Origin of the sequence: Haloferula sp. A504, assembly GCF_044385805.1 — a bacterium.
GTDB lineage: Bacteria > Verrucomicrobiota > Verrucomicrobiia > Verrucomicrobiales > Akkermansiaceae > Haloferula.
Genome location: NZ_JBISBU010000005.1, coordinates 1 through 23,099, shown reverse-complemented (window position 1 = coordinate 23,099; position 23,099 = coordinate 1). Strand labels below are relative to the sequence as shown.

Annotated in this window: 23 protein-coding genes; 12 read left to right on the top strand and 11 right to left on the bottom strand. The window is 65.1% G+C overall.

Annotation, left to right across the window (positions count from 1 at the left end; genetic code table 11):
* Positions 1 to 11: 11 nt before the first annotated feature.
* The 3 genes from ACG2LG_RS03820 to ACG2LG_RS03810 are packed head-to-tail and all read right to left on the bottom strand — an operon-like array spanning position 12 to position 3,242.
* Entirely contained in the window at positions 12 to 1,376 is a 1,365-nt protein-coding gene (locus ACG2LG_RS03820) for an iron chelate uptake ABC transporter family permease subunit (RefSeq protein WP_396256463.1), read from the bottom strand.
* Between the two features lie 28 nt (positions 1,377 to 1,404).
* Positions 1,405 to 2,211: a metal ABC transporter ATP-binding protein gene (locus tag ACG2LG_RS03815; protein ID WP_396256721.1), complete on the bottom strand. Its 807-nt coding sequence runs from the start codon at positions 2,209 to 2,211 to the stop codon at positions 1,405 to 1,407.
* A gap of 32 nt (positions 2,212 to 2,243) precedes the next feature.
* Positions 2,244 to 3,242, bottom strand: coding sequence for a metal ABC transporter solute-binding protein, Zn/Mn family (locus ACG2LG_RS03810; RefSeq protein ID WP_396256461.1), 999 nt, complete (start codon positions 3,240 to 3,242; stop codon positions 2,244 to 2,246).
* A gap of 103 nt (positions 3,243 to 3,345) precedes the next feature.
* On the opposite strand from ACG2LG_RS03810, the gene mntR reads away from it, so the two are divergent.
* The 3 genes from mntR (at position 3,346) to ACG2LG_RS03795 (ending at position 6,477) form a co-directional block, all read left to right on the top strand.
* A complete protein-coding gene (gene mntR / locus ACG2LG_RS03805; protein ID WP_396256460.1) occupies positions 3,346 to 3,774 on the top strand; it encodes a transcriptional regulator MntR in 429 nt (142 codons plus the stop codon).
* A gap of 102 nt (positions 3,775 to 3,876) precedes the next feature.
* Complete coding sequence (locus ACG2LG_RS03800) at positions 3,877 to 5,196, top strand: NAD(P)/FAD-dependent oxidoreductase (RefSeq protein ID WP_396256458.1); 1,320 nt, start codon at positions 3,877 to 3,879, stop codon at positions 5,194 to 5,196.
* Between the two features lie 12 nt (positions 5,197 to 5,208).
* Positions 5,209 to 6,477: a hypothetical protein gene (locus ACG2LG_RS03795; RefSeq protein WP_396256456.1), complete on the top strand. Its 1,269-nt coding sequence runs from the start codon at positions 5,209 to 5,211 to the stop codon at positions 6,475 to 6,477.
* 12 nt (positions 6,478 to 6,489) lie between these two features.
* Here the strand turns inward: ACG2LG_RS03795 and ACG2LG_RS03790 are convergent, their stop codons facing one another.
* On the bottom strand, positions 6,490 to 7,719 hold the full coding sequence (locus ACG2LG_RS03790; RefSeq protein ID WP_396256454.1) for an MFS transporter: 1,230 nt from the start codon (positions 7,717 to 7,719) through the stop codon (positions 6,490 to 6,492).
* Between the two features lie 226 nt (positions 7,720 to 7,945).
* On the opposite strand from ACG2LG_RS03790, the gene ACG2LG_RS03785 reads away from it, so the two are divergent.
* The 4 genes from ACG2LG_RS03785 (at position 7,946) to ACG2LG_RS03770 (ending at position 10,244) form a co-directional block, all read left to right on the top strand.
* Positions 7,946 to 8,302, top strand: a complete 357-nt coding sequence (locus ACG2LG_RS03785; protein ID WP_396256453.1) for an Hsp20/alpha crystallin family protein — start codon at positions 7,946 to 7,948, stop codon at positions 8,300 to 8,302.
* A gap of 13 nt (positions 8,303 to 8,315) precedes the next feature.
* Positions 8,316 to 8,714 carry an Hsp20/alpha crystallin family protein gene (locus ACG2LG_RS03780; RefSeq protein ID WP_396256451.1) on the top strand — a complete coding sequence of 133 codons (399 nt, stop codon included), beginning with the start codon at positions 8,316 to 8,318 and terminating at the stop codon, positions 8,712 to 8,714.
* 249 nt (positions 8,715 to 8,963) lie between these two features.
* Positions 8,964 to 9,263, top strand: a complete 300-nt coding sequence (locus ACG2LG_RS03775; protein WP_396256449.1) for a KH domain-containing protein — start codon at positions 8,964 to 8,966, stop codon at positions 9,261 to 9,263.
* A gap of 3 nt (positions 9,264 to 9,266) precedes the next feature.
* Positions 9,267 to 10,244, top strand: a complete 978-nt coding sequence (locus ACG2LG_RS03770; protein ID WP_396256448.1) for a glycoside hydrolase family 3 N-terminal domain-containing protein — start codon at positions 9,267 to 9,269, stop codon at positions 10,242 to 10,244.
* Positions 10,245 to 10,342: 98 nt separating this feature from the next.
* On the opposite strand, the gene ACG2LG_RS03765 is transcribed toward ACG2LG_RS03770, so the two are convergent.
* Genes ACG2LG_RS03765 through ACG2LG_RS03750 form a run of 4 tightly spaced genes read right to left on the bottom strand, consistent with a single transcriptional unit; the run spans position 10,343 to position 12,337 of the window.
* A complete protein-coding gene (locus tag ACG2LG_RS03765) occupies positions 10,343 to 10,690 on the bottom strand; it encodes a dihydroneopterin aldolase (RefSeq protein WP_396256446.1) in 348 nt (115 codons plus the stop codon).
* The gene (locus ACG2LG_RS03760; RefSeq protein WP_396256445.1) at positions 10,687 to 11,727 is read right to left on the bottom strand and encodes an HAD hydrolase-like protein; all 1,041 of its coding nucleotides are present in this window, start codon (positions 11,725 to 11,727) and stop codon (positions 10,687 to 10,689) included. The genes ACG2LG_RS03765 and ACG2LG_RS03760 overlap by 4 nt, the downstream gene beginning before the upstream one ends.
* Positions 11,727 to 12,098, bottom strand: coding sequence for a DUF721 domain-containing protein (locus tag ACG2LG_RS03755; RefSeq protein WP_396256443.1), 372 nt, complete (start codon positions 12,096 to 12,098; stop codon positions 11,727 to 11,729). The genes ACG2LG_RS03760 and ACG2LG_RS03755 overlap by 1 nt, the downstream gene beginning before the upstream one ends.
* Positions 12,099 to 12,100: 2 nt before the next feature.
* Positions 12,101 to 12,337, bottom strand: a complete 237-nt coding sequence (locus ACG2LG_RS03750) for a ferredoxin (RefSeq protein ID WP_396256442.1) — start codon at positions 12,335 to 12,337, stop codon at positions 12,101 to 12,103.
* A gap of 130 nt (positions 12,338 to 12,467) precedes the next feature.
* Here ACG2LG_RS03750 and ACG2LG_RS03745 point away from each other — a divergent pair, with 130 nt between their 5' ends.
* Both ACG2LG_RS03745 and hemQ read left to right on the top strand, forming a co-directional pair.
* Complete coding sequence (locus tag ACG2LG_RS03745) at positions 12,468 to 13,394, top strand: hypothetical protein (protein WP_396256440.1); 927 nt, start codon at positions 12,468 to 12,470, stop codon at positions 13,392 to 13,394.
* Positions 13,395 to 13,403: 9 nt separating this feature from the next.
* Positions 13,404 to 14,234: a hydrogen peroxide-dependent heme synthase gene (gene hemQ, locus ACG2LG_RS03740; RefSeq protein ID WP_396256438.1), complete on the top strand. Its 831-nt coding sequence runs from the start codon at positions 13,404 to 13,406 to the stop codon at positions 14,232 to 14,234.
* A gap of 2 nt (positions 14,235 to 14,236) precedes the next feature.
* On the opposite strand, the gene ACG2LG_RS03735 is transcribed toward hemQ, so the two are convergent.
* Together ACG2LG_RS03735 and ACG2LG_RS03730 are read right to left on the bottom strand one after the other, a co-directional pair.
* Positions 14,237 to 15,421, bottom strand: coding sequence for a PDZ domain-containing protein (locus ACG2LG_RS03735; RefSeq protein ID WP_396256437.1), 1,185 nt, complete (start codon positions 15,419 to 15,421; stop codon positions 14,237 to 14,239).
* Positions 15,418 to 16,416: a S1C family serine protease gene (locus tag ACG2LG_RS03730; protein WP_396256435.1), complete on the bottom strand. Its 999-nt coding sequence runs from the start codon at positions 16,414 to 16,416 to the stop codon at positions 15,418 to 15,420. Before ACG2LG_RS03730 ends, ACG2LG_RS03735 begins: the two co-directional genes overlap by 4 nt.
* Before the next feature lie 101 nt (positions 16,417 to 16,517).
* Between ACG2LG_RS03730 and ACG2LG_RS03725 the strand changes: the two genes are divergently transcribed.
* Positions 16,518 to 18,911, top strand: coding sequence for a transglycosylase domain-containing protein (locus tag ACG2LG_RS03725; RefSeq protein ID WP_396256433.1), 2,394 nt, complete (start codon positions 16,518 to 16,520; stop codon positions 18,909 to 18,911).
* 22 nt (positions 18,912 to 18,933) lie between these two features.
* Positions 18,934 to 20,643, top strand: coding sequence for a transglycosylase domain-containing protein (locus ACG2LG_RS03720; RefSeq protein ID WP_396256431.1), 1,710 nt, complete (start codon positions 18,934 to 18,936; stop codon positions 20,641 to 20,643).
* 179 nt (positions 20,644 to 20,822) lie between these two features.
* Here ACG2LG_RS03720 and ACG2LG_RS03715 read toward each other — a convergent pair whose 3' ends face one another.
* Positions 20,823 to 21,896, bottom strand: coding sequence for an integron integrase (locus ACG2LG_RS03715; RefSeq protein WP_396256429.1), 1,074 nt, complete (start codon positions 21,894 to 21,896; stop codon positions 20,823 to 20,825).
* Between the two features lie 394 nt (positions 21,897 to 22,290).
* Here ACG2LG_RS03715 and ACG2LG_RS03710 point away from each other — a divergent pair, with 394 nt between their 5' ends.
* Positions 22,291 to 22,881 (top strand): hypothetical protein, encoded by a 591-nt coding sequence (locus ACG2LG_RS03710; protein ID WP_396256427.1) that lies wholly within the window; start codon positions 22,291 to 22,293, stop codon positions 22,879 to 22,881.
* Positions 22,882 to 23,099: the final 218 nt, after the last annotated feature.

Below are 23,099 nucleotides of genomic sequence, written 5' to 3'. Positions count from 1 at the left end.
GCCTTCTCCAATCAGATTCGGTGCGGACTGCGGGGTTGCGGCACCCAGACCCCGTCGGCCCGCAGGGCCGTCTCAAGCCGCTGCACGAGATCCGCCTCCAGCACGTGCTCGACCATGTCCGCATCGCGGTCGACGTGGCTCGGGGCGATGTCGGCATGGGTCACCAGATACATTTCCCACAGGCGGTGATTGCGGGTGATCCGCGCGGCCTCGCCAAAGCCCTCCTCGGTCAGACGCAGCCGGGAACCGGGCAGCATCTCCAGATGACCCGTCCGGCGCTCGCGCCGGAGAATTCGCTCCAGTCCCCGCGAGGTCCAGGTGCGCTTCTCCGCCAGCTCGCGGCGGGAAAACGGACGGTTGTCCGGCACGGCATGCCCCGCCTCGAGAATCTCGTAGGCACCCCGGAGCACGTGCTGACGTCCGATCTTTCGACGAAGTCGACGGTGCCGGAGCCAACGCCCGAGCACCCCCCGCCTCGGCGCGAGGAACATGCTGAGAAGAAAGATCACAGCGGCCACGACCACGATCACCGCCCCCGCCGGCAGCCGGGGCGCCAGCGCGCTCACGGCCGAGCCGAGCCAGCCGCTGATTCCCCCGATCACGCCCGACAGCACCATCATCACCAGCAGGTCGTTGGTCCAGAAACGGGCAGCCGCCGGTGGCGTGATCAGAAAGGCGATAATCAGAATCAAGCCGACCGACTGCAGTCCGATCACCGTCACCGCCGTCACCATGCCCAGCAGCAGGATGTCCAGCGCCAGCACCGGCCATCCCTGCGAGGCCGCGAAGCCGTCGTCGAAACACAGCAGCTTGAACTCCTTGAAAAGGACCACGGCCAGCACCGCCACCACCGCGGCAAGCCACTGGGTCATGACAAAGTCGGCTTCGACGATCGACGCGGGTTTGCCGTAGATGAAGTCCTCCAGTCCGGCCGCGTTCGGAAGCCGTTGGACGACGCCAAGGACCGCCACGCCGAGGCCGAAGAACACGCTGAGTACCAGGCCCATCGACACGTCGTCCCGCAGGCGGGTCGTGCGCTGGATTGCAAGCATCACGAGCAGGCCGATGACCCCCGAGATGGTGGCCCCGAGCAGGAGCCCCGGCAGCCATTTCCCCTCGCCGCCCATGGCCACCATCAGGCCGAACGCGATGCCGATCCCCGGCAGGGTTGCATGCGACAGGGCATCGCCCATCAGGGAACGCTTCCGCAGCAGCAGAAACGATCCGATGATTCCCGAAGCCACCCCCAGCAACGCCGTCGAAAGCACCACCCACCGCGTGTTCTGGTTGCGCAGCAGCGGCACGTCCAGCCAATGGAACCCCGCCCCGCCCTCCGCAGACCCGGACGCCGCGAGGGCCGGAACGATCAGGCACAAGGCAAACAGGCACCCGCACCGGATTGGATCAATCCGTCGCATTTCTCAAGGCGCGCACCGCATCGTCGATCAGGTTCAGTTGCCCGCCGTAGGTCTTCTCGAGATTGGCGGCGGTGAAGGTTTCGCGGGTCGGCCCGCTCGCCACCACCCGCATGTTGAGCAGCACCAGCCAGTCGAAGTAGCTCGATACCGTCGCCAGGTCGTGGTGCACCACCAGGCAGGTCTTGCCCCGCTCGTTGAGTGCCTGCAGCAGGCGGACGATCGCCTCCTCGGTCGCGGCGTCCACGGCGGCGAAGGGCTCGTCCATGAAATAGACCCGCGCGTCCTGGGCCAGCGCCCGGGCCAGGAAGACCCGCTGCTGTTGGCCGCCCGAAAGCTGGCGGATCTGGCGCTTGGCCAGATGCGCGATGCCGACCTGATCCAGCGCCTCCATCGCCGCCTCGCGCTGCTTGCGGCCGACGGGCTTGAACCAACCCAGCTGGCGGTAGGTTCCCATCGCCACCACGTCCAGCGCGCTGACCGGAAAGTCCCAGTCGACACTTTCCCGCTGCGGCACGTATCCCACCATGCGCCGCTGGCTGCGGTAGCTTTTCCCGTAAATCGCCACTTCGCCGGAAGTCTTGGGGATCAGGTCGAGGCAGGCCTTGATCAGCGTGCTCTTGCCCGCGCCGTTCGGTCCGACGATGCCGACCAGTTTCCCCTCGGGGATGTTGAGGTCCACATCCCAGATCACCGGCTTGCGGTGATAGGCCACGGTCAGGTCGTGGATCGCCAGCGGCACGTTCGAAGGGTGTGCGGAAAGCCCCTCGCCCGCCGCGTCACCGCGGGGCGACATGGTTCGGATCAAAGTCTTCATGCCGGCGAAATTCAGTGGGAAAGTTTGCCGTTCAAGCCCCGCTCGGGGGCCTCGCCGCCCAGGGCGCGGGTGATGGTCGTCACGTTGTGGTCGATCATGCCGATGTAGGTGCCCTCATAGCTGCCCGCCTTGCCCATGGCATCGGAAAACAACTCGCCGCCAATCACCAGGTCGTGATCCTTCGCCCGCGCCCCCTCGATAAGGGCGCGAACGTTCCGGTGGGATACCGAACTCTCGACGAAGACCGCCGGGATCTTGCGCTCGACGAGAAAGGCGACCAACTCCTCGATGTCGCGGACGCCGGCTTCGGACTCGGTGCTGAGTCCCTGGATCCCACGCACCTCGATCCCGTAGGCCCTCGCCATGTAGCCGAAGGCATCGTGCGCGGTCACCAGCACCCGCTGCCCCTCGGGAATCGAGGCCAGCGAACGCCGGGCGTAGTCATCCAGCTTCTCCAACTGCTCGAGATACGCGTCCGCCCTGTCCGAATACTCCCCGGCGTTGTCCGGATCGAATTGCGAGAGGGCCCTCTCGATCACCTCGACACCCTTCATCCATCCCCGCACGTCCATCCAGACGTGGGGGTCGTGATGACTTTCGGAGTCGACGATCACGTAGTCCCCCTGTTCCGCGATCGTCTCGGTCACGGCGAAGACCGGCCTCCCCCGCCGGGCCACGCTGACCAGCACGTCGCCCATCTTCCCCTCGAGCCTCAGGCCGTTGTAGAATACCACGTCCGCCGACTGCAGGCGTTTCACATCCGTGCTGGTCGGCTTGTAGAGGTGGGGATCGACCCCCTCCCCAATGATTCCCGTCACGTCGGCCCGCGGTCCGGCCAACTCGCGCGCGACGTCGGCCACCATTCCCACCGTCGTCACGATCCGATAGGGATAGCCCGCGGGACCGCCCGAAGCCGCCGATGCCTGCTCACTTTCGCAACCCGCGGTGAACAGCACACCGGGCACCGCCAAGCCGAGCCCGAGCCGCGTGAACTTGCTTTTCTTAGTCATGGCTAATTTCCGTAGGTGCTACCAGTCTTGCTGGCAAACCAAAATTTCTGAAGACACAAAAAGTTTTTGCAGGACGAGCGATCTTCGGTCAGGCTCCCGCGTCATGACGGAGGCACAAGTGGCAACCCCGGCAGTGGAGGACTACCTCGAGCAGATCCACCAACTCATCGAGGGCAAGGGCTACGCCCGGGCGGTCGAGATCGCCGAGAATCTCGGCGTGGCCCAGGCCAGCGTGTCGAACATGCTCCAGAAGCTCGACCAGGACGGCTTCGTGGTGCGCGAGAAATACCGCGGCATCACCCTCACCGACCACGGCCGCAAGGTCGCCGAGCGCATCGTCGTCCGGCACGACCTGCTCACCCGCCTGCTGCGCGCCTTCGAGTTGCCGGAGGACATCATCTATCGCGACGTCGAGGGCATGGAGCACCACATCAGCCGGCCGACCCTCAAGGTCCTCACCGCCATCTGCGAGGAACTGGAAGGCGACCCCGCCCTCCGGCGCAAACTGCGCCGGCGCGTCCAGAAGGCGTGATCCCCGGCACGCCATCGGTGCGTCGTCAATCACCCGGGTTCGCAGCCATGGCGTCCCCCACCCCTACTTGCGGATGCGGAGGCCCATGCGAGGATGCGGCGCATGGAACCGAAACGCGTCCTCATTCTCGGCGGTGGATTTGCCGGCCTCTCGTGTGCCCGGAAGCTCGCCAACGACAAGCGCTTCGGGGTGACGTTGATCGACCGCACCAACCACCACCTGTTTCAGCCCCTGCTCTATCAGGTCGCCACCGCCTCGCTCGCCGCCCCCGACATCGCCCGGTCGCTGCGGCAGATCCTCGAGAAGGCCTCCAACGTCACGGCCTTCATGGACGAGATCGATGCCATCGACACCGGGGCGAAGACGGCGACGGGAAAATCAGGGCGACAGTATGAATGGGACTATCTGGTCCTCGCGACCGGCGCGCAGACCTCCTTTTTCGGCAACGACGACTGGGAAAGGAACACGCTCGGCCTCAAGACTCTGGAGGAAGCGCAACGGATCCGGCGCACGGTCTTGTCCAACCTCGAACAGGCCGAGCTGACCGGTGATCCGGCGGAGCGCCGCCGCCTGATGACCGTCGCCATCGTCGGCGGCGGACCGACCGGGGTCGAACTGTCGGGAGCCTTCGCCGATCTGGTCCACCGCTCCATGCGCAGCGAATTCCGTCAGATCGACACCTCCACGCTCCGGATCATCCTCATCGAGGGATCGTCGCGGATCCTCGAGGCCTACGACGAGGACCAGAGCGAGTATGCCCGGGTACGCCTGAAATCCCTCGGAGTCGACGTCTGGACCGGTCGCAGGGTCTGCGGCGTGGAGCACGAGAAGCTGGTCTTCACCGACGGACGGACGCTGGAGGCATCGGCCATCATCTGGGCCGCCGGGGTGCAGGCGAGCCCGCTGACCCGTCAGTTCGACGTCGAACCGGCGGATCGCGGGGGACGCCTCGAGCCGCTCCCGGATCTTTCGCTCCCCGGCCACCCCGATGTCTTCGTGGTCGGCGACCTGGTGCGCATGAAGGACATCGACGGAGTTCCGGTCCCCGGGGTGGCACCCGCCGCGGTGCAGATGGGGGATCACGTGGCGAAGGTGTTGAAGGAAGAACTGCGGCTGGAAAAGACGCGTTTCGCGGATCGGAAGCACGAACTCCGCCCCGGGTTCCGCTATCGGGACAAGGGACTGATGGCAATCATCGGCAAGAACCACGCGGTCGTGAAATCGGGCAAGCTCCGCCTGCGCGGCTATGCCGCATGGATGGCGTGGCTGCTCGTTCACATCCTCTTCCTCATCGGCTTCCGCAACAAACTCGCCGTGCTTCTGAGCTGGGCCTTCGCCTACCTGCGCAACAGCCCGGGGGCGCGCATCATCGTCCATCCCCCGGGAACCGAACCGAAACATTCGGCACCCACTCCTCCGTAGTATCCCTGACCCATGAAACCATCACTCATGCTCCCCGCCGTCGCCATCGGTGCGGCGACCATCGCCTTCATCGTCGGCCGCATGACGGCTCCCAGCGCTTCCAATGCCGCTGGCTCCGGTTCCGACGGCATCCCGCCCCGGCCCGATCGACCCACCGCGGCCGCGGTGCAGGAATCGGCGAAAGGCAGCACGCGTAGCCGCCCCGAGGCCCTGCCGCGGGTCGACCGCGAGTCGGCAGCCGAGGAAATGGTGCGCATCCTCAACGGATCGGATCCGCTGTCCCGCACCCAGGCGTGGCTTGATTTCGTCAACTCGCTGGGAGCCGACGAGTTCGAGGCGGTGATCGCCGACATGCGCGCGAAGGGTCTGCAAACCGCCAACATGGAAGCCTACGCGCTGGTCCTCACCGCCTGGGCGAAAGTCGATCCCTACGCCGCCCTCGACTACGCCAAGGAAAACACGGGCTCGCCTTTCGCCCGCAACACGATCCTCGCCGCATGGGCCCAGACCGATGCCGAGGGCGCGATCCTCTGGGCGAAGACGAATCACGACGGCGACGGGGCCAATCCGTGGATGGTCGGCGTGATCAAGGGACTCGCCACCACCGACCCCACCCGCGCCACGCAACTGATGAGCGAGATGCCCTACTCTGAAGAGCGAGGACGCGCGCTCGCCGCCATCATGCCGCAGATGATGGCGCAAGGGCCGGACGCCGCCAAGGCATGGATCGCGGGCATCACCGACGAACAACTCCGCGACGGCGCGGTCCGCCGAGCCGCCGAGGATCTCGCGCGTCTCGACCCCGCCGGCACCGCCGATTGGCTGGTGGCCAATCCCGGCAACGGCGCGATGCGCTCGATGGATGACGTCATCTCGATCTGGGCCAGGGAGGACGAAGCGGCCGCGCAGAGCTACTTCCAGAGCCTGCCGAGCGGCGATCTCCGGACCAGTGCCCTGCGCGGACTGACCAACCAGATGGCCCTCGAGGATCCGGCCGCCGCCGCCAGCTTCCTCGACCGGCACGCGGCCGATGCCGACGACAACGTCTACCGCCAGTTCGCCTGGCATTCCTTCAGCCAGGATCCCGCCGTCGGTGCCGACTACATCGCCATGATCCAGGACCCCAACGATCGTGACCGCACCTACCGGAGGATGCTCGATGGCTGGCTGCGACGCGACTACGATGCCGCCAGTAATTGGATTTCCGGTGCCCAACTCCCCGAGAAGGTCGACGGCTATCTCCAGCGACGGATGACCGAGCTCGGCCAGCGGGAGAACTGAGTCTCCGGATGGTCACGATCCCGGACTGCCTCGCCCTCCGGCCGGCAGCCCGCGATAGAACCAGGCGAAGGCGAGGGTCAATACCGCGATGAAAGCCCCAAGCCACGCCCAGTAGGACAGCCAGCTCCCCCCATCCGTGCCGGCGGTCTGGTCATACCAGACCCGCACCATGATCGTCCCGGCCAGCGAGCCGATGCCATTCGAGACCAGCGAAAGCAGGCCCTGCGCCTGACCCCGCAACTCCGGTGCCACCCGGCGGTCGAGGAAAAGCTGGGCGGTGATGAAATACAGCGTGTAGCACAGTCCGTGCAAGGCGATGCCCGTCAGCAGCCCGGTCCGCTCCCCCGAATATCCGGACCAGGCGAAAAGCGCGTAGCGCAGGACTGATAGAAGCAAGGCGGTCAGCAGCAGGGTCTTGACCCGGAAGCGGCTCATCAGGGCCGCCATGAGCAGCATCGCCGCAATCTCGCTCCACTGCCCCATCGCCATCGTTGCCGCGACCCGCGTGTCGCCCGTTTCCTCGAGATGCCGCGGCAACCACATGTAGAAGGCAACCAGGGGCATCGAAAGCAGCGCGGTGGTCGCGAAGAACACCAGATGGTCCCTTTCGCGGAGCAGGCGGAACGCATCGAAGCCCATCAAGGTCCGCCACGAACGGGAGCGTCCCGGAGGGGGCGTGTCGGGGAGTGTGAAAGCGAGAAGACCTCCCAGCAACCGCACAACCGCGGCGGCATAGCCCGCCACCGGTGAGGCGTCGGCATTGAGCACCAGACTCGTCACGTAGCCCGCCGCAAGCCAGCCGAGGGTCCCGCCGAGCCGCACCACGGGAAAGTCGCGCTCGCTGTGCCGCAGGTGCCGCATGCAGATCACCGCGAGCGTGCTCCACATCGATGCCCCGATCACCGAGCTGGCAAAGAACAGGCCCAGAAACCACCACGGACCCATGCCCGCGTCCAAGGTGACGAACCCGGCTCCCAGCAGCAGTGCGCTGACCAGCCCGGCCCATCCCAGCAGTCGCTGGGCCGAGAACCGGTTGTCTGCCAGCGCCCCGATCCACAGCGGCGAGATCATCGACGCCAGCGGGAACGCCAGCCAGGCCCACTGCAATTCGCTGCTGTCCAGCCCGGCCTTGAGCAGGATGTTGGTGAGCACCGGCACGTAGAAGCCCGGCGACATCCCGATCAGGAAAAACATCGCCGACAGCCGCCCCATCATCCCCGCCGGACTCCGTTCCGTTGCCACCGCGCCACGCTAGCCACCTTCACGCGGCCCGCAAGCCCGGGGGAGAGCGGCGCGACAGCCCGACCCGACAAGCTGTCGCAGCCGCGTCAATTTGTTCCAAGTGAGTGCAATGATCGTCGCGAGCAACAAACCTTTTACTCCGTTCATTTTCAGCGACTTGCACCAAACCAAAAGCGTCTGGCATTCCGCCTGCCTAGTAACTTCCCGACAACCAAACCAACACACCATGATCCTTGCCCAACACTTGAGAAACACGAGCCCCTGGCTCAGCGACTTCGGTCGCCTGTTCGATGCCGCCCTGCGCGGCGTGGTCACCACTCCGGCCGACCTTCGCGTCCATGAGGACGACGATGGCTGGAGTCTCGAAGTCGACTTCCCCGGTGTCAGCCGCGACGAACTCGACCTCGAGTTGAAGGAAAAGGCCCTCCACCTCCGCGTGAAGGACGACACCCGCTACCGGTTGCCGCTTGGCGACAAGGTCGATGTCGGTGCCGTCGCGGCCCGCTTCGAGGACGGCGTGCTGGCGATCCGGCTTCCGAAGGCCGACGCCACCCGTGACACCCATCGAATCGAAATCCACTAACCTGAAATCCATCATGAACAACGAAACCAATTGCTGCGAATCTCCGGCGACGGAGAACACCGCCATCACCACCCGCGAGGAGCGGCCCACCCGCCTTGCCGAGCCGGCATGGAACGCCACCCGGCGTGAAGACGGCGCCGACATCGAGGTGGCCCTGCCGGGCGTCCGCAAGGAGGACCTCAACGTCGAGGTCAGCGGCTCCCGCCTCGTGGTCGAGGCCAAGCGCGGATCCGCGAATTCCCCGGGTCGGCTCATCCACGGCGAACCGGCACCCGACGGCTACCGGCTCGAACTTCGCCTCGGAAACTCGCTCGACGGGAGTGCGCTCAGCGCCCGACTGGAGTCGGGCCTGCTCCGCCTCGCCATCCCCCTGGTCGAGGCGGCGAAGCCAAAGCGCATCGAAATTGTCTGAGTTGGAGCGCGGTTGCTCCCATCCCAGGCCCGCTCCCTTCGGGGGGCGGGCCTTTTCTGTTTGTCGAGCGTTCCGCCGACCCTCCGGGACGGAATCGATTGCCGCATCCCCACCGGCTAATCTCCGAAGGCCCTCCGGGCCATGCTGACCAACTCCGCAACAGCTCCAGAGTTTCATGGAACGGCGTCACTCGCATCCACGTTCCGATTCTCGGTTGATCCGGAACGCGCAAGGATCCAGAGTGTCTCCATGCAGGCCGTCACGGATCAGATTCGGAACTTTCTCCAATACATCGCGGTCCAGTTCATCGAGCACCCGGAGCGCGCGCAGCTCAAGGTTGCCGAACTCGGTCCCAAGCGACTTCGCTTCAAGCTGGTCCTGGAGAGTTCCGACGTCGCCCTGCTGATCGGTCGCAACGGCTTCAGCGCCTCCGCGATCCGCGGCGTGCTCAAGGCCGCCGCCGAACGCGCCGACGTGCAGGTGAACCTTCAGGTCCACTCCCACGAGGAGGAGGCAGAGATGCTGGCCCGCGAGGAAGCCGGCTCCTGAGTCATGGCCGCGGCACCGTTGATCATCGGTCTGGAGTCGACCTCCCTGACCGACACCGACCGGCGGCGGATCGAGCACCTTCAACCTGCCGGGTTCCTGCTGCTCGAGCGGAACCTCGAAACGCCCGGGCAGATTCGCTCGCTGACCGATTCGTTGCGTGAGCTTGACCCCGGGCTGCCTCCCATCATCGCGGTTGAGGAGGAAAGCGGTCGCTTTTCCCATCTTGGCCGACTGGTGCACCCGACCCCCACCCCGGCGCATCTCGGGGCCCGGGAAACGCCGCGATCCATCGCTGAACACGGCGCCGCCACCGGCGTCCTGCTGTCGCTTCTGGGCATCAACCTGAACCTGGCCCCGGTGCTCGATCACGATCCGTCCAACCCCACCGAAGAACGTTGCTGGCACCGCGACGTGCAGCGGATCATCGATCATGCCGGCATGTGGAACCGCTGGCTGCGCAAGCAAGAGATCCGCTCGGCGGCCAAGCACTTCCCGGCAGGCGGACGCAGCTCGGGGTCACCGGTCACGCTCCGCGACTTGCTGGCCGGGGACCTGATCCCCTTCACGGCGCTGATGACCGAACTCGACGCCATCGTCGTCGGCCACCAATCCCTGCCCGCCCTCGACCCCGAGCGACCGGCATCCCTGTCGAAGCGAATCGTTTCCGCCTTGCTGCGCGACCAACTCGGCTTCGACCGACACCTGGTCCTCTCCGACGACCTCAGTCACGACGCGTTTCGATCGCAGTTTCCACTGGATCAAGCCCTGCCGGCTGCGCTGGCCGCAGGAAACGACCTCGCCATCGTCGCCCGCGATTCAACGGAGCTCGAGCAGGCCGCCGCCTGCCTTGCGAAAACTCTCGCACCCCAGCGTCAGGACGCCGAGATCCGGATCGAACGCTTCCGCAAGAAGCTGGCCTTCCCACCTCCGTGGTCCGAAGATCGCTGGAAGACCACCGCCGGAAAGCTTCTCAAGGCATGACTCCGACGATTCCGTAAAATGCCTTCACAGACGGACCGCGAGCTTCAGCTCGCTCCAGTGGCGGAATAGCGGCTCTAGCCCGCGGTCCGTTTCCAAGCTCAGGCCTCTCTCACGCACTCGACTCCCACCCATTCGGTCTCGGGCAGGATGAACTTGCGGATGCGCACCCGGACCCGGACCGCGCCGAAGCGGTCGATAACGAGATCGGCGATCTCCGATGCCAGCGTCTCGATCAGCTTTCGCTCCCCTTCCCCGGCGAGACGGCAGACCTCGAGGCACACCTGGTGGTAGTCGATCGTCGCCGAGACCTCGTCCCCCATGGCGGCGAAGTCCGCGGCCGGGGTCATTTCCAGATCGACCTTGAGAAGTTGGACTTCGGCCCGCTCCTCATCGGGCACGCCGATGCGGGTTTCAACTTCGAGACCGCGAACGTGGATCCGGTTCATGCTGTCGGTCGGGTTGCGACCACCGCCTCCAGAAGAACACGGGTGGGACGGTTCAAATCCATCGAAGCCGCTTCATCCGCCGTCACCCAGCGGAACTCCTCGGCCTCGTCGTTGAGAATCACTTCACCCGATCGCCGCCGAGCGTGGTAGTTCAACAGCAGGAAGTGCTCGGGGCGCTGGAACTCTTCGGAATCGATGCAGTCCTGGACCATCACGAAGCGGAACTCCCCGATCTCGAGTCCGGTCTCCTCGCGAATCTCGCGGCGCAGGGCGTCCTCGGAGCTTTCCCCCCGCTCGATCTTGCCGCCCGGGATCCCCCACCGGTGCCCCCACTTGTGAGTCCGCACCATCAGGTAGCGGCCCTCCCCGTCTTCAATCAGGGCACCGACGGTCGCCACCGGTGCGCGACGGTCCAGCGGCCGCTCCATCAGCTTCTGCAGGCCCCGGATGTCCTTGAGGGTGATGTCGGGCGACGACGCGGCCAGCGGCTCCGCCCGCGTGTATCCGCTGAGCACGGCGACCGAGGTCACCTGCGCATGGCGGGCGGTATCGACGTCGTGGACCATGTCGCCGACAAACGCGGTGTCGGCCGGATCGAGTCCGTGGGTTTCGAGGATCTCCAAGATCCGCTCCCGCTTGTCGAGCACGCCGGAATAAGTGGCTTCAAAAAAGGCACCGAGACCGAAGGCCTCGAGTTGCTGGCGAAAGGCATCGGCATCCATGCTGGTGAGCACGAAACTCCGGATGCCATGACGCCGGCACCATTCAAGCTTCTCGCGGGTGTGCGGCAGGACGGTGACGGGTGCCTCCGAGGCCGAAAACGCCGCCCGGAAGTGCTTCTCCAATTCCTCCAGGGGAACGCCGGGCAGGACCTCCTCGTAGAACTCCCGATAGGGCAGCCGGAAGCGGTCGCGGAACTCTTCGCGATCCAGCGGAGGCTTGCCATAGACCTCCAGCACCCGGTTGGTGGCATCAAGCACCGGCGGCAGGTCGTCCACCAGCGTCCCCGACCAGTCGAAGATGAGGTTGCGAAACATCAGCCGAGGGAAAAGCGGATCGACTTCACCACTCCCTTGCCGGCCACCCTTTCAAGGTTTGCCAGCAGGCGGGGCTTCATCTGCTCGAGCTGGAAGCGCATCGCGGGCTGCAGCACCTTCAAGGTCAGACACCCCCCGCGAAGTGAATCCGGGGAGGCATGGCGGGAGATGAAATCACCGGCGATCTCGACCCACATTTCGCGCAGCCGCTCCTCGTCGATGCCCTCGGAGACCTGTGCCTCCCTGAGGATGGCACCGAGAAAATCGGTGGCCCGATGAAGGTGGTCGTCCAGCTCAACCGGATCGTCCCCGCCCCGCCATTCCCGCAGGATCGAGCGACGGATCCGCTCCAGCCGTCCGTCGCGGGCCATGCCTACGCGTCGCCGTCGTCGCCAATGGCTTCGACCGGGCAGCCCTCCATGGCCTCACGGCACTGTTCCTCCTCCTCGTCGTTCTCCGGTTGCTTGAAGACGTAGGAATACCCCTCGTCGTCCGAGCGCTGGAAATTGTTCGGCGCGGTCTCCCGGCACAGGTCGCAGTCGATGCACTGGGCGTCGACGTAAAACTTGCCCGCAACGTTCTCTTCGTTCTTGTCTTCTCGATCAGCCATGGCGTCAGAATTCGGTCCGCCGTTCAAATCGCCCGAACGGCCGTGGCTTGCAACTCCTTTTCCCGCATGCATGCAGCGTGATTTGCTCTGGCCAAGCCCTCGGGTGCTTCCCTATGAACGGTCGACGCCGATGCCCGACGATTCCACCCCCCCTCCTTCCCAGCCGCGCAGCAGCCGACCGCGCCTGAGCGAATTGTCGCGCGAAACGACCGAGGACGACCTTTGGGACCTCGACGACGAGCCCGCCGAAGCAGTCGAAGAACCCGCTGTCGATGAGGAAACCCCCGAGTCCCCCGGGTCGCCAACCGAGACGATTGCGGACGAAGAACCGGCTTCCGAGGCGCCCGACGAGTCGCCTGCCACCGCGGAGCCCGCACCCGAGAGCTCGGCCGAGATCGCTCCCACGGAAATCTCGGTGCCGGAAGCTTCCGCTGCTCCTGCCGACACGGAGTCGCCGAAGCCATCGCCCAAACCCAAAGACCCGGCCACTCCTCCCGCAACCAAACTCGAGCTTCCGGGCCGCCGCGACCTGATCAATCTCGGCATCGTCGCGGCGGTGTTCCTCGGCCTCGCCATCTGGTGGATCGCCGGCCTTTTCTCCGACATCCCGACGACCCGCATCGGCGGCGATGAACCCGACCTCCCGATCAAGGGCGACTACGCCGAGGTCGAGGCCGCGACCACCTACTGGCGCGAACCCGTCCGGGAGGGCGAAAACCGCGATGTGGCCCGTCCCGAGGTCTCCTACATTCCGGTCGTTTCCGTGAAGCTGTCCGGCGGCACCGGGGCGCTGCGGGCGGTTTTCCGCACCCACACCGGGGACTTCGTCGGCGACACGATCACCCAGGCCTTCGAGAACGGGAAATTCGTGGCCAACCGCTCCGACACCATCGAATTTCCCGCGACCGACGGCTACGAGACGGAGGGAGACATGAATGGCTACCGCGTCGGCAGAGACCGCTGGAAGATCGAGATCTTCGAAAGCCCGGGGGCCGATGCATCGGGAAGCCGGTTCAAGTCGATGTTCACCATCCCAGTTTCCCCCGCACAGCGCTGATTTCTTTCCATGACCGAAGCGAACCCCATCTCCCCCCTCGTGCCCCGCGAGGGCTGGCATGTCATCCACCTGTTCTATCAGATCGACCACGCGCAGTGGAGTCTCCTAACCGAGGAGGACCAGCGGGCCGCCAAGACGAGGTTGACCGAACTCGTGCAGCAGATCCGCAGCACGCCCGACACGCACCTGCTCGTCTTCGCCGTCGCCACGCCGAAGGCGGATGTCGGCTTCATGCTCCTCACCCCCGACCTGCAGGTCGCGACCGCCTACGAGAAGCAGCTCACCCTTTCGCTCGGACCAGAGATCCTGTCGCCGGTGTATTCCTACCTATCACAGACCGAGAGCTCCGAATACACGACCACCCCGGAACAGTATGCCGAGGACACGCTGAAGGGTGAGCGCGGCCTGTCCGAGGACAGCCCGGAGTTCGCCGAGGCGATGAAGGAGTTCAAGGAGCGGATGGAGAAATACCTCCATCACCGCCTCTATCCGGTCCTGCCCGACTGGCCGGCCATCTGCTTCTACCCGATGAGCAAGCGCCGCGAGGGAAAGGACAACTGGTACAGCCTGCCCTTCGAGGAGCGCAAGAAGCTGATGGGTGGCCATGCCCGCACCGGACGCACCTACTCGGGAAGGATCCTCCAACTCATCACCGGCTCCACCGGCCTCGACGAGCACGAGTGGGGAGTCACGCTGCTCGCCAAGGACACCATCGACATCAAGGCGATCGTTTACGAAATGCGCTTTGACGAGGTCTCCGCCCGCTTCGGTGAGTTCGGCGACTTCTACATCGGCATGCAGCTTCCGCTGGCCGAGCTGTTCAAGCGGGTCTGCCTCTGACCCTATTCGCCGATCCGGCTCGTCTCGCGATCGAGGCGGTCGAGAAAGCGGCTCATTTCCTCGAGGTGACGGCGAAGGCGCCCGGCCGCGCGGGGATTCATCGGAACCGCGCCGCCGCGGCCGGCACGAGCCTGGGGCCGGGATGCCTGACGCGGCAACTGCGCCAGCGTCGGGTCCATGGGATCTTCGTTCAGGATCTGGTCGATCCTCGAGGCCGGGAGAATGAAGCTCCGGGTCCGGTCCGTGCGGGAGATGCTCATCCCGACCACCTCACCGTTGAGATCGACCACGGGTCCGCCGCACTGGTGGGGCTTGAGCTGCATGTCGGTCTGGATGGCGGTGGGAAATCCACGGCCCACGAGACTGATCGGTCCGCCCATCTGCCGCATCGTCCGCAGGCGGCCCTCGGGAACGCCGGGAAACTCGGGGCGTCCGGTCAGCTCGACGGAGACCTTCGATTCGGAACCGTCGCGGATGAAAGTGATCGCCGCCTCATCGCCGGGGGAGAAATCGAGCAGGGCGTTCCGCAACTCGAACGGGCTGGAAACGCCTTTCCCGTCGATCTTCAGCACCACATCCCCGCGTCGAAGTCCTGCCTTGGCCGCTCCGCCGCCCTCGGCGGTATCGAGCACCCGGATCCCCTCGCCCTCGTAGGAGGGATCGAGGGTGATGCCGATGAATGCCTGGTCGGAGTCGCGGAGCGGGCGCTCCTCGACGGCGACCACCCCGATGTTCAACGCCGAACCGTCCGCTCCCGCGGCGATCAGGAATCGACCGAGCTTGGGAGACGGCTGGTCGCTCCACTGGACCGGCGTGAACCTGGCGCCTTCGAGTTGCAGCAGCGCCACGTCGTCATCCTGATAGACCCCGAGCACCGTCGCGGTGGCCGTCCGGCCGTCGCCCCCAACGACCTGCACCGGTGTCCGGGAAAAGGCGATCTCGCTCCACTTGGTGAGCACCTTGTCCCCCTGCCCGACCACGGTTCCCATGGCGACCTGACGGCGGTTTGCCCAGACCCAGACGGTCGAGCCGGAAACCGCCTGCACCGCCGGCTGGATCGCATCGTAAACCTCCTGCGACTGCTGCCGCGTGGCACGGCGCTCTTCCGCGCGCTGCAGCGGAACGTCCTGGGCGACGACCGCCGTGGTCAGCACCCCTGCCAATAATCCGATTACCGCTTTCCTCATCGCTTCAATTCTTCTGCAAGTTGATCCATTCTCATCAGCTCGAGCGAGAACTTCGTCGTCTCGCGTCCGCGCTGCACGCCGATCTCGACCACGTCTCCCGCCGAGTATTTCGCGAGCAGCATGCCAAGGCTGCGACCGCCCCTGACGCGCTCTCCATCGACGCTTCGAATGATGTCACCGGGCCGGATGCCCGCCTTGGCCGCCGGCGATCGCGGCGTGACCTGCTCGACCGGAACCCCGCCGTCGCGAAGTTCGAGGCCCATCATGATGCCGATCACCGGGCGCTCGGGATTGGCCAGCGGGTTGAGCTGGAGTTCTCCCCAACTCTCGCCCGCAAGCATCCGCTTCCAGTCCTCACGGAAGCCGTCGATGCCGGCGTGGTTGTTGTTGTCGAGCGCCTCGCCGATCGAGGAATTGATGCCGACCAGTCTCCCATCGAGATCGAACAAGGGCCCCCCGGAATCGCCGCCGATCAGCGTGCAGTCGGTGGTCAGGAAATTGCCCGGACCTTCGGAGACCACGCGCCCGAACCGCACCGGGGGCGTCCTCGCCGGATCGTAGCCCTCGCTGTGACCGAGGGCCACCACCCAGTCCCCCGCCTTCAGCGCCCCGGATTCTCCGAGCTCGACGAAGGGCCACGGGCCCGGATCGACGATCTGCGCCATCCCGGCATCCTTGGAGTAGTTCGAACCGAGCACCTTCGCCTTGGTCTGCTTGCCGTCGGGAAAGACGATGTCGACCTCCTCGGCGCCGTCGGTCACGTGGGCCGCGGTCAGGATCAGGCCGTCCTTATCAACGATCACGCCGGAGCCCGACGCCCCGCTCGAGGGCGAAAGAATTGCCACTGTGGCGGGCATCGTCCGCTTGACCAACGCCGCCGTGCGGGTTTCGAGTGCCGCCAGATCCTTCAGCGAAGTCACCGGCTCCCGCGCTAGCGCGGAGACCGTCAGCAGCGCGAAAATCGCGATCCCATGGAAAATTTCGGATATCTTCATCGCTTTCTCACACGTCCTAGCGACGCATTCGGGCCGCTTCGTCTTCAATCGGAGTTCATCGTGGCCCCCGGGCCCGCTTCCCCCTAGCCTCTACCACGTCCATGGCGAAACGCAATTCGAAGGCCAATTCCAGGAAGGGGAAACGCAGCACCACGCGGCGCAAGAAGCGGGGGCTGGGCACGATCCTGCTGTTCTGGCCGATGCTGCTCTTCGGCCGCCTGACCGAGCCGCTTCCGGGTGCGGCCCGCTGGATCTCGCGGATCTTCGGCTATCCGGCGATCTTGGCGCTCTACGCCATCCTGCCGCTGGCCGCCATCTACCACGCGCGGGCCCGCGGCTACGACATGGCGAAGGTCGAGGAAATGCCCGAGCGCAGCGTGATCCTCGATCGCCGCGGCCGGGAACTCGGCCGCATCCATGGCGAAAAGCGCGACATCATCGATTTCTCCCAGATCGACCAGGACTTCATCTACGCGATCCTGGCGCGCGAGGACGAGCGCTTCTTCCGCCACCGCGGCGTCGACTGGATCGGCTTCGGCCGCGCGACCCTGCGCAACCTCAAGGACCGCGACATGACCCAGGGCGCCTCGACCCTGACGATGCAGCTCGCCCGCAACAGCTACGACCTCTACGCGCCGTGGCTGTCGTTCTCCGACACACTGCGCGAGCTCGACCGCAAGTTTCTCGAAATCGCCGTCGCCTTCCGCATCGAGCGCAACTACTCCAAGGAGGAGGTGCTCGAGCACTACGTGAACCGCATCTTCTGGGGGCACACGATCCGGGGCATCGAGGAGGCCGCCCGCACCTACTACGAGAAGTCGGCGAGCGACCTGACGCTGTCCGAGGCTGCGCTGCTGGCGGGCATCGTCCGCGGGCCGAATGCCTTCTCGCCCTTCAAGGACCTGTCGGATGCGCTGAGGGAGCGCGACGCGACCCTGGACCGCATGGTGATCGCCGATTTCATCACGCCGAAACAGGCCGCGGCCGCGAAAGCGGAGGAGATCAACGTCCGGCCCGAGTGGCGGCGCGTCTTCCACGACAGCTGGGCGATGGATGCCGTGCGGCGCGAACTCGAACGGATCCTCGAGGACGAAGACATCGAGTTCGGCGGACTGCAGATCACGACGACCATCGATTCGCTTCTCCAGAAACGCGCGGAGGAGGCGCTGAACTCCCACCTCCGGAGTATCGAGCGCCGCCGCGGCTACCCGCACCAGACCCGCGCGGCCTGGCAGGAACTCCCGGAGCCGCGACCGGTTCCCGAATACCTGCAGGGCAGCGTGGTCGTGATCGAGAACCTGACCGGGGCGATCGTCGCCACCGTCGGCGGACGCGACCCCGACGAATCGAAGTTCAACCGCTCGACCCAGGCCAAGCGCCAGGTGGGATCGACCTTCAAGCCCTTCGTGTATCTCGCCGCCTTCGATGCCGGGCTGCGGCCCGACATGCTGGTCAGCGACGACCCGCTGCGGCGCGGTGAAATCCGCCGCGCCGGCAGTTGGTCGCCGGCGAACTCCGACGGCACCTTCAACGGCTACCAGACGGTCTCCTACGGCCTGATCCGCTCGCGCAACACGATGACGGTGAGGGTCGGCAACTACGCCGGACTCGAAAAGGTCACCGAGCTGGCCAAGCAGGTCGGCTTCAAGAACGAGGTCCAGCCCTACCCGACCTCCTTTCTCGGCACCCTCGACGCCTCACCCGAGGAGGTGGCCTCGGCCTACACGATCTTTCCCAATGGCGGCCAGCGCTTTCCACCGCGGATCATCTCGGAAATCCGCGACCGCAGCGGCGAGGTCCAGTACAGCAACCCGCGGCTTTCCTATCAGGCCTGCGGACACGGCGCCGCCTGGACCACCTCGCAGATCCTCAGCGACGTGATCGACAGCGGCACCGGGGCCTCGGTTCGCCGCCTCGGTTTCACCAAGCCGTGCGGCGGCAAGACCGGCACCACCGACAACTACAAGGACGCGTGGTTCACGGGATTCACCTCCAGCCTGTCCTGCGCGGTGTGGGTCGGGTTCGACCAGCCGAAGAAGATCATCGACCGCGGATACGGCTCGGTGCTGGCGCTGCCGGTGTGGACCGAGGTGATGAAGACCGCCGACCGCCTCGACTACAAGGCCGAGGGCCTGCGCTCGAAGCTGTCGTTCTCCGACGTGCGGCTCTGCCGGATTTCGGGAAAGCGCGCCACCGAGGGCTGCGAGATCGCCGGCGAGGCCTACACCGACAGCGTACCCCACGACCTGCTGCCACCGGCCAATGCCCTCTGCCCGGACCACGCCGGAACCCCCTCGGATTCCGGCGGACCGCCGCCCAAAGCCAGGCCGGTCGAGGAGGCGCCCAAGGCCCAACCGGTGAACTCGACGCCGCGCGCCGTGCCGGTCGAGCCACCCGCACCCCGTCCCCCGAGGGCGCAACCCGTGAACCCCTCCCGCCCTCCGCGCGCGGTGCCGATCGACGAGCCCGTGCCGCGGGCGGTCCCGGTCGATTGATCCCTCCTACCCCCCCTTCTTCGTGTCGACCTGGCGTCCCGTCTCACGCTTTCCCCGCTGGCTTTCTTGGCTGCCGGATTGGCTCTACGAGCCCCTGCGCTGGCTGATCCGGGCGCTGATCGTCTTCGCGGTGGTCTTCGCCGCGATCGCCTTCTACTACCTGATGAAGGCGGCGGACTACGACATCGAGAAGGTCGCCGAGCTTCCCTCGCGCACCACCATCGTCGACCGCAACGGCGTCCCCATCGAGGTCGGTTGGGGTGCCTCCCGCCACCTCGCCCGGCGGCAGGACCTTCCCGAATTCCTGGTCAGCTCGCTCGAGGCGCGGGAGGACGCCCGCTTCTTCACTCATCATGGTGTCGATTTCCGCGGACTGGCCCGGGCCACGCTGCGCAACATCAAGGACCGGGATTTCACCCAGGGGGCGTCGACCCTGACGATGCAGCTCGCGCGCAACACCTACGACATGCGCGCCAAGTCGATCCACCGCAAGCTGCTGGAGATCGCCCTCACTCTGCGGATTGAAAGCCGATACACCAAGGACGAGATCCTGACCCACTACCTCAACCGGATCTACTTCGGGGCCGGCTGCCACGGCATCGAGGAGGCGGCCCGGACCTATTTCGGGAAATCCGTGTCCGACCTCCACGAGGGCGAGTGCGCAATGCTCATCGGCATCATCCGCGGCCCCCACATCTTCTCGCCCTCCCGCAATCTGAAGGGTGCCCGCGACCAGCAGGACGAGGTCCTCCAGCGACTGATCGCCATGGGACGCATCGACGAGGCCGAAGGCAAACGGATCCGCGAGCTGCCGATCCGCATCATCCCGGACGAACAGCAGAGTCCCGATCGGTCATACGCGCTGCAGATGGTCCGGGACGAGCTGTCGACGATTCTCGAGGCCAACGACATTCGATCCGATGGGCTCATCGTCCACACCACCCTGGAACGGGGCTGGCAGCTCCGCCTCGAATCCGACCTCTCAAAAGTCCTGCTCGAAGCCGAGAAGAGCCGTTCCTGGGAACACCCGCGCCACGCCGAACATGAACCGGGCTCCGATCCGGCCTACGTCCAATGCGCGGCGGTCACGCTCGATTCCGACAGCGGCGAGGTCCTGGCCTGGATCGGTGGAAGAGACTTCCTCGACTCACGATTCGACCGGGCGACGGGTGCCCGGCGAGACCTGGGAACCGCCGTCGAACCGTGGATCGCCACCGCCGCCGCCGAACGGGACAAGCGGGTCCTCCCCGGACGCCCGCTGCTCACCGGGCGCCAGATCGGCCCGCTGGAAACCGCCCGCATCGCCCGCCGCTGCGGACTCGGCGGTCCCTTCCTCGAAACCGAGGACCTTTTCCGCGGCAGTGCCGCCGCCACCCCGGCCGAGACCGCCACCGCCCTCGCGACCCTTGCGAATGGAGGCAAACGCCCGGTGCCCTACTTCGTGAGCCTCGTCACCGATGCCGATGGCAAGGAACTCTACCGGCGCAAGCCCGACCTGTCGCAGGCCGTGACCCGTCACGCCGCCACCAATGCGCTGGAGCTCTTCCATGACCGCGGCAGCGGCCGCTGTTTCCAGGGATTCACCGGATCGGAGCGCGACGCCTGGCTGCTGCGTGTCGGTCCAAGCGGCTCCACCGCCATCTGGATCGGCTTCGACGACCCCGCCCCCATCGCATCCGGCGCCCGCGTCAAGAAACTGCTCGATGAGCTCGCGTCCAGGCTCGGGAGCTGAACTCAAAAGGAGCGCCGGTTATGAAACCGGCATCCGCCAAGGCGAAACCGCCGATGCGTCACCGCGAGGCTTCATGCTGCCGATCCGCGTCTGGCGTGCGCTTCGAAGCGACGGGCGGTAGTCTGCATTTCTCACGGGTGAGAAATGCAGGCAATGGGAGGTTCGGGTCTCCCCGCGGGTCACCCCGGCTCCATCCGGTCCAGCGGACTCGTCACCCCGCAGCCGTTCGCGCCCTTGGCGACGTGGGTGTAGATCTCCGTCGTCTTCACATCGGCATGCCCCAGCAAATCCTGGATGGTCCGCAGATCACATCCGGACTCCAGCAAATGCGTGGCGAACGCATGGCGCAGCCCGTGCGAAGTGATTCCCCGGTCCAGCTCCGCCGACTCGACCGCACGTTTCAGGGCCCTTCCGTAAACTTTTGGGTGGAGATGGTGCCTCCGGATGATTCCGCTCTCCGGATCCTTCGACTCACCCCTCGCTGGAAACAACCAAAACCACTCCCATTTCTCTCCCGCCCTCGGCCATTTGCGCGCAAGCGCATTCGGCAAGGCCACCCCCTGCCGACCCTCCTTGCGGTCGGCCTCCCATAGCATCCGGGCATGATCGATCTGTGCCAGAAGCGCCTCCCGCAAACTCTCGGGAATCACCGTCACCCGGTCACGGTCATGCTTGCCGCTCTTGATCGTGATGGTGCCACGCTCCAGATCGAGATTCCTCACCCGCAACGACACCAACTCATTCATCCTCAGGCCCGCCCCATACTGAAGTTGGGCCGCCGTCTTGTAGATGCCCTCAAGCTTGCCGATCAGCTCCAGAACCTCCTTCTTGTGGGGAACAATCGGAATTCTCGGTGTCCGCTTCCGCATCCTCACGTTCAACCTGACCTCGTCGCGACCACACACGTCCTTCAAGAAAAACACCAGGGCATTGAGAGCTTGCTTCTGGGTGGAAAACGCAATCTTCGACTCGCTGACCAGGCGCCCCAGCCAGTCCGACATCCGATCCTCATCCATCACTTCCTCCGGCGTGCTCACGCTGGCAGCGAACCGTGCCGCCCATGACCCGTAGGCCCGGCGGGTGGGGATCGCCAATCCCCGGCGGGCACCGGCCGACTCCACGGCATCACGAACCCGCTCGGCCAGCGACCGGTGATCCTCGCCTGTCTTTCGTGCCAGTTCCAACCAGCGGAGATACCACCGCATCGCCGCGGGCCACTGTTCCAACTGCCACGGTTGACGCGCCTTGCCCATCACCACCTCCCTCCAAAACGTTCGAGCCGTCTCAAGATCCGCCGTCCGCCGAAACCGAAGCCGCCAGCTTTCAAACCAGCCCAGAAAATAGCCGAACCCCCGCTTCTCGTGGTCGGACAGATCACGTGACGCCTCAAGATCCTCACGCCAATCCCATTGCCTTTTTGAAGTTCCATCACTCATAGCGTCCCCAAAAAACTCGCATGAACACTGTTCGCACGAACATTTTTAGTGCTTCGCTTTTCCTGATTTCCAAATATCGAAATCATCAACAAAGCCAAAATCACCTCTCCAAAAGCTACGGGGTTTGTGAATGTCAGAACGTATCAAGCTTCCTGATTCACTGCTTCAATTTCACTAATCCATTGACTGTCAACTGATAAGGTCCGAGTCAATGACCGCGATTGACACCCCAAAACCAGTTCTGATATTACCATCGAGTCCGAGAATAAAACTGTTCGCTCTGGAATACTCCTTCTTCGGTGCCGTGGCATTTCAACCATCGATACTCGACCCGATCGTCCTCGGCATCGGATTGGTGTCGACAGGGATCCTTTGGTGGCGACTGACCGGGTGGACGAAGTCGATCGTATCCATAGTTTTGCTTCTTACGGTGCTTCAATCCTTCTTGTTCGCCGGTTACCACAAGTGCTACGAGGGTAGCCCGCCTATGACCATCGGGTGGGTGTTTGGGCTTTCGGCGGCCTCGCTGCCTTGGCTCATCCATCAATGGAAGTTTGCAATCCCGTTAGTCTATTTCGTCCTGATTGCTACTGGCGCCCAGACCGCCAGGTCCTTGGCGCGTAGCTATCACGGCTCTGAGGTGACGGGGAATCCCGCGTTTAGTTCCGGCGAGTTCTGGCATTCACCGATTACAGGACTGCATCCACGAGACGCAGAGAAGACAGCTGCCCATCGCAATCGCTTCGATTTCAGATCCAATCTTGAACCAGATGAGGGCCCAGAAGGTGGGGAGAAACAATGAAGCGAACAAGGCACTGGAGGGCGACCCCTATCAGCGGCTTTGTTGCGTTCTTGCCGTCAGCATCGGGAGCTGATTGGATGCTCGTGGCTCTCTTGGTGCGGTTACCGGGATCGCCTCAGTTTTGACGTTCTGCTGAGAGATCATGCGTTGGATTCGGCGTCATCTGTGGCTGATTCTCATCTACGGGGTGTTCATCGTCTGCGGGATGCGATGGCTGG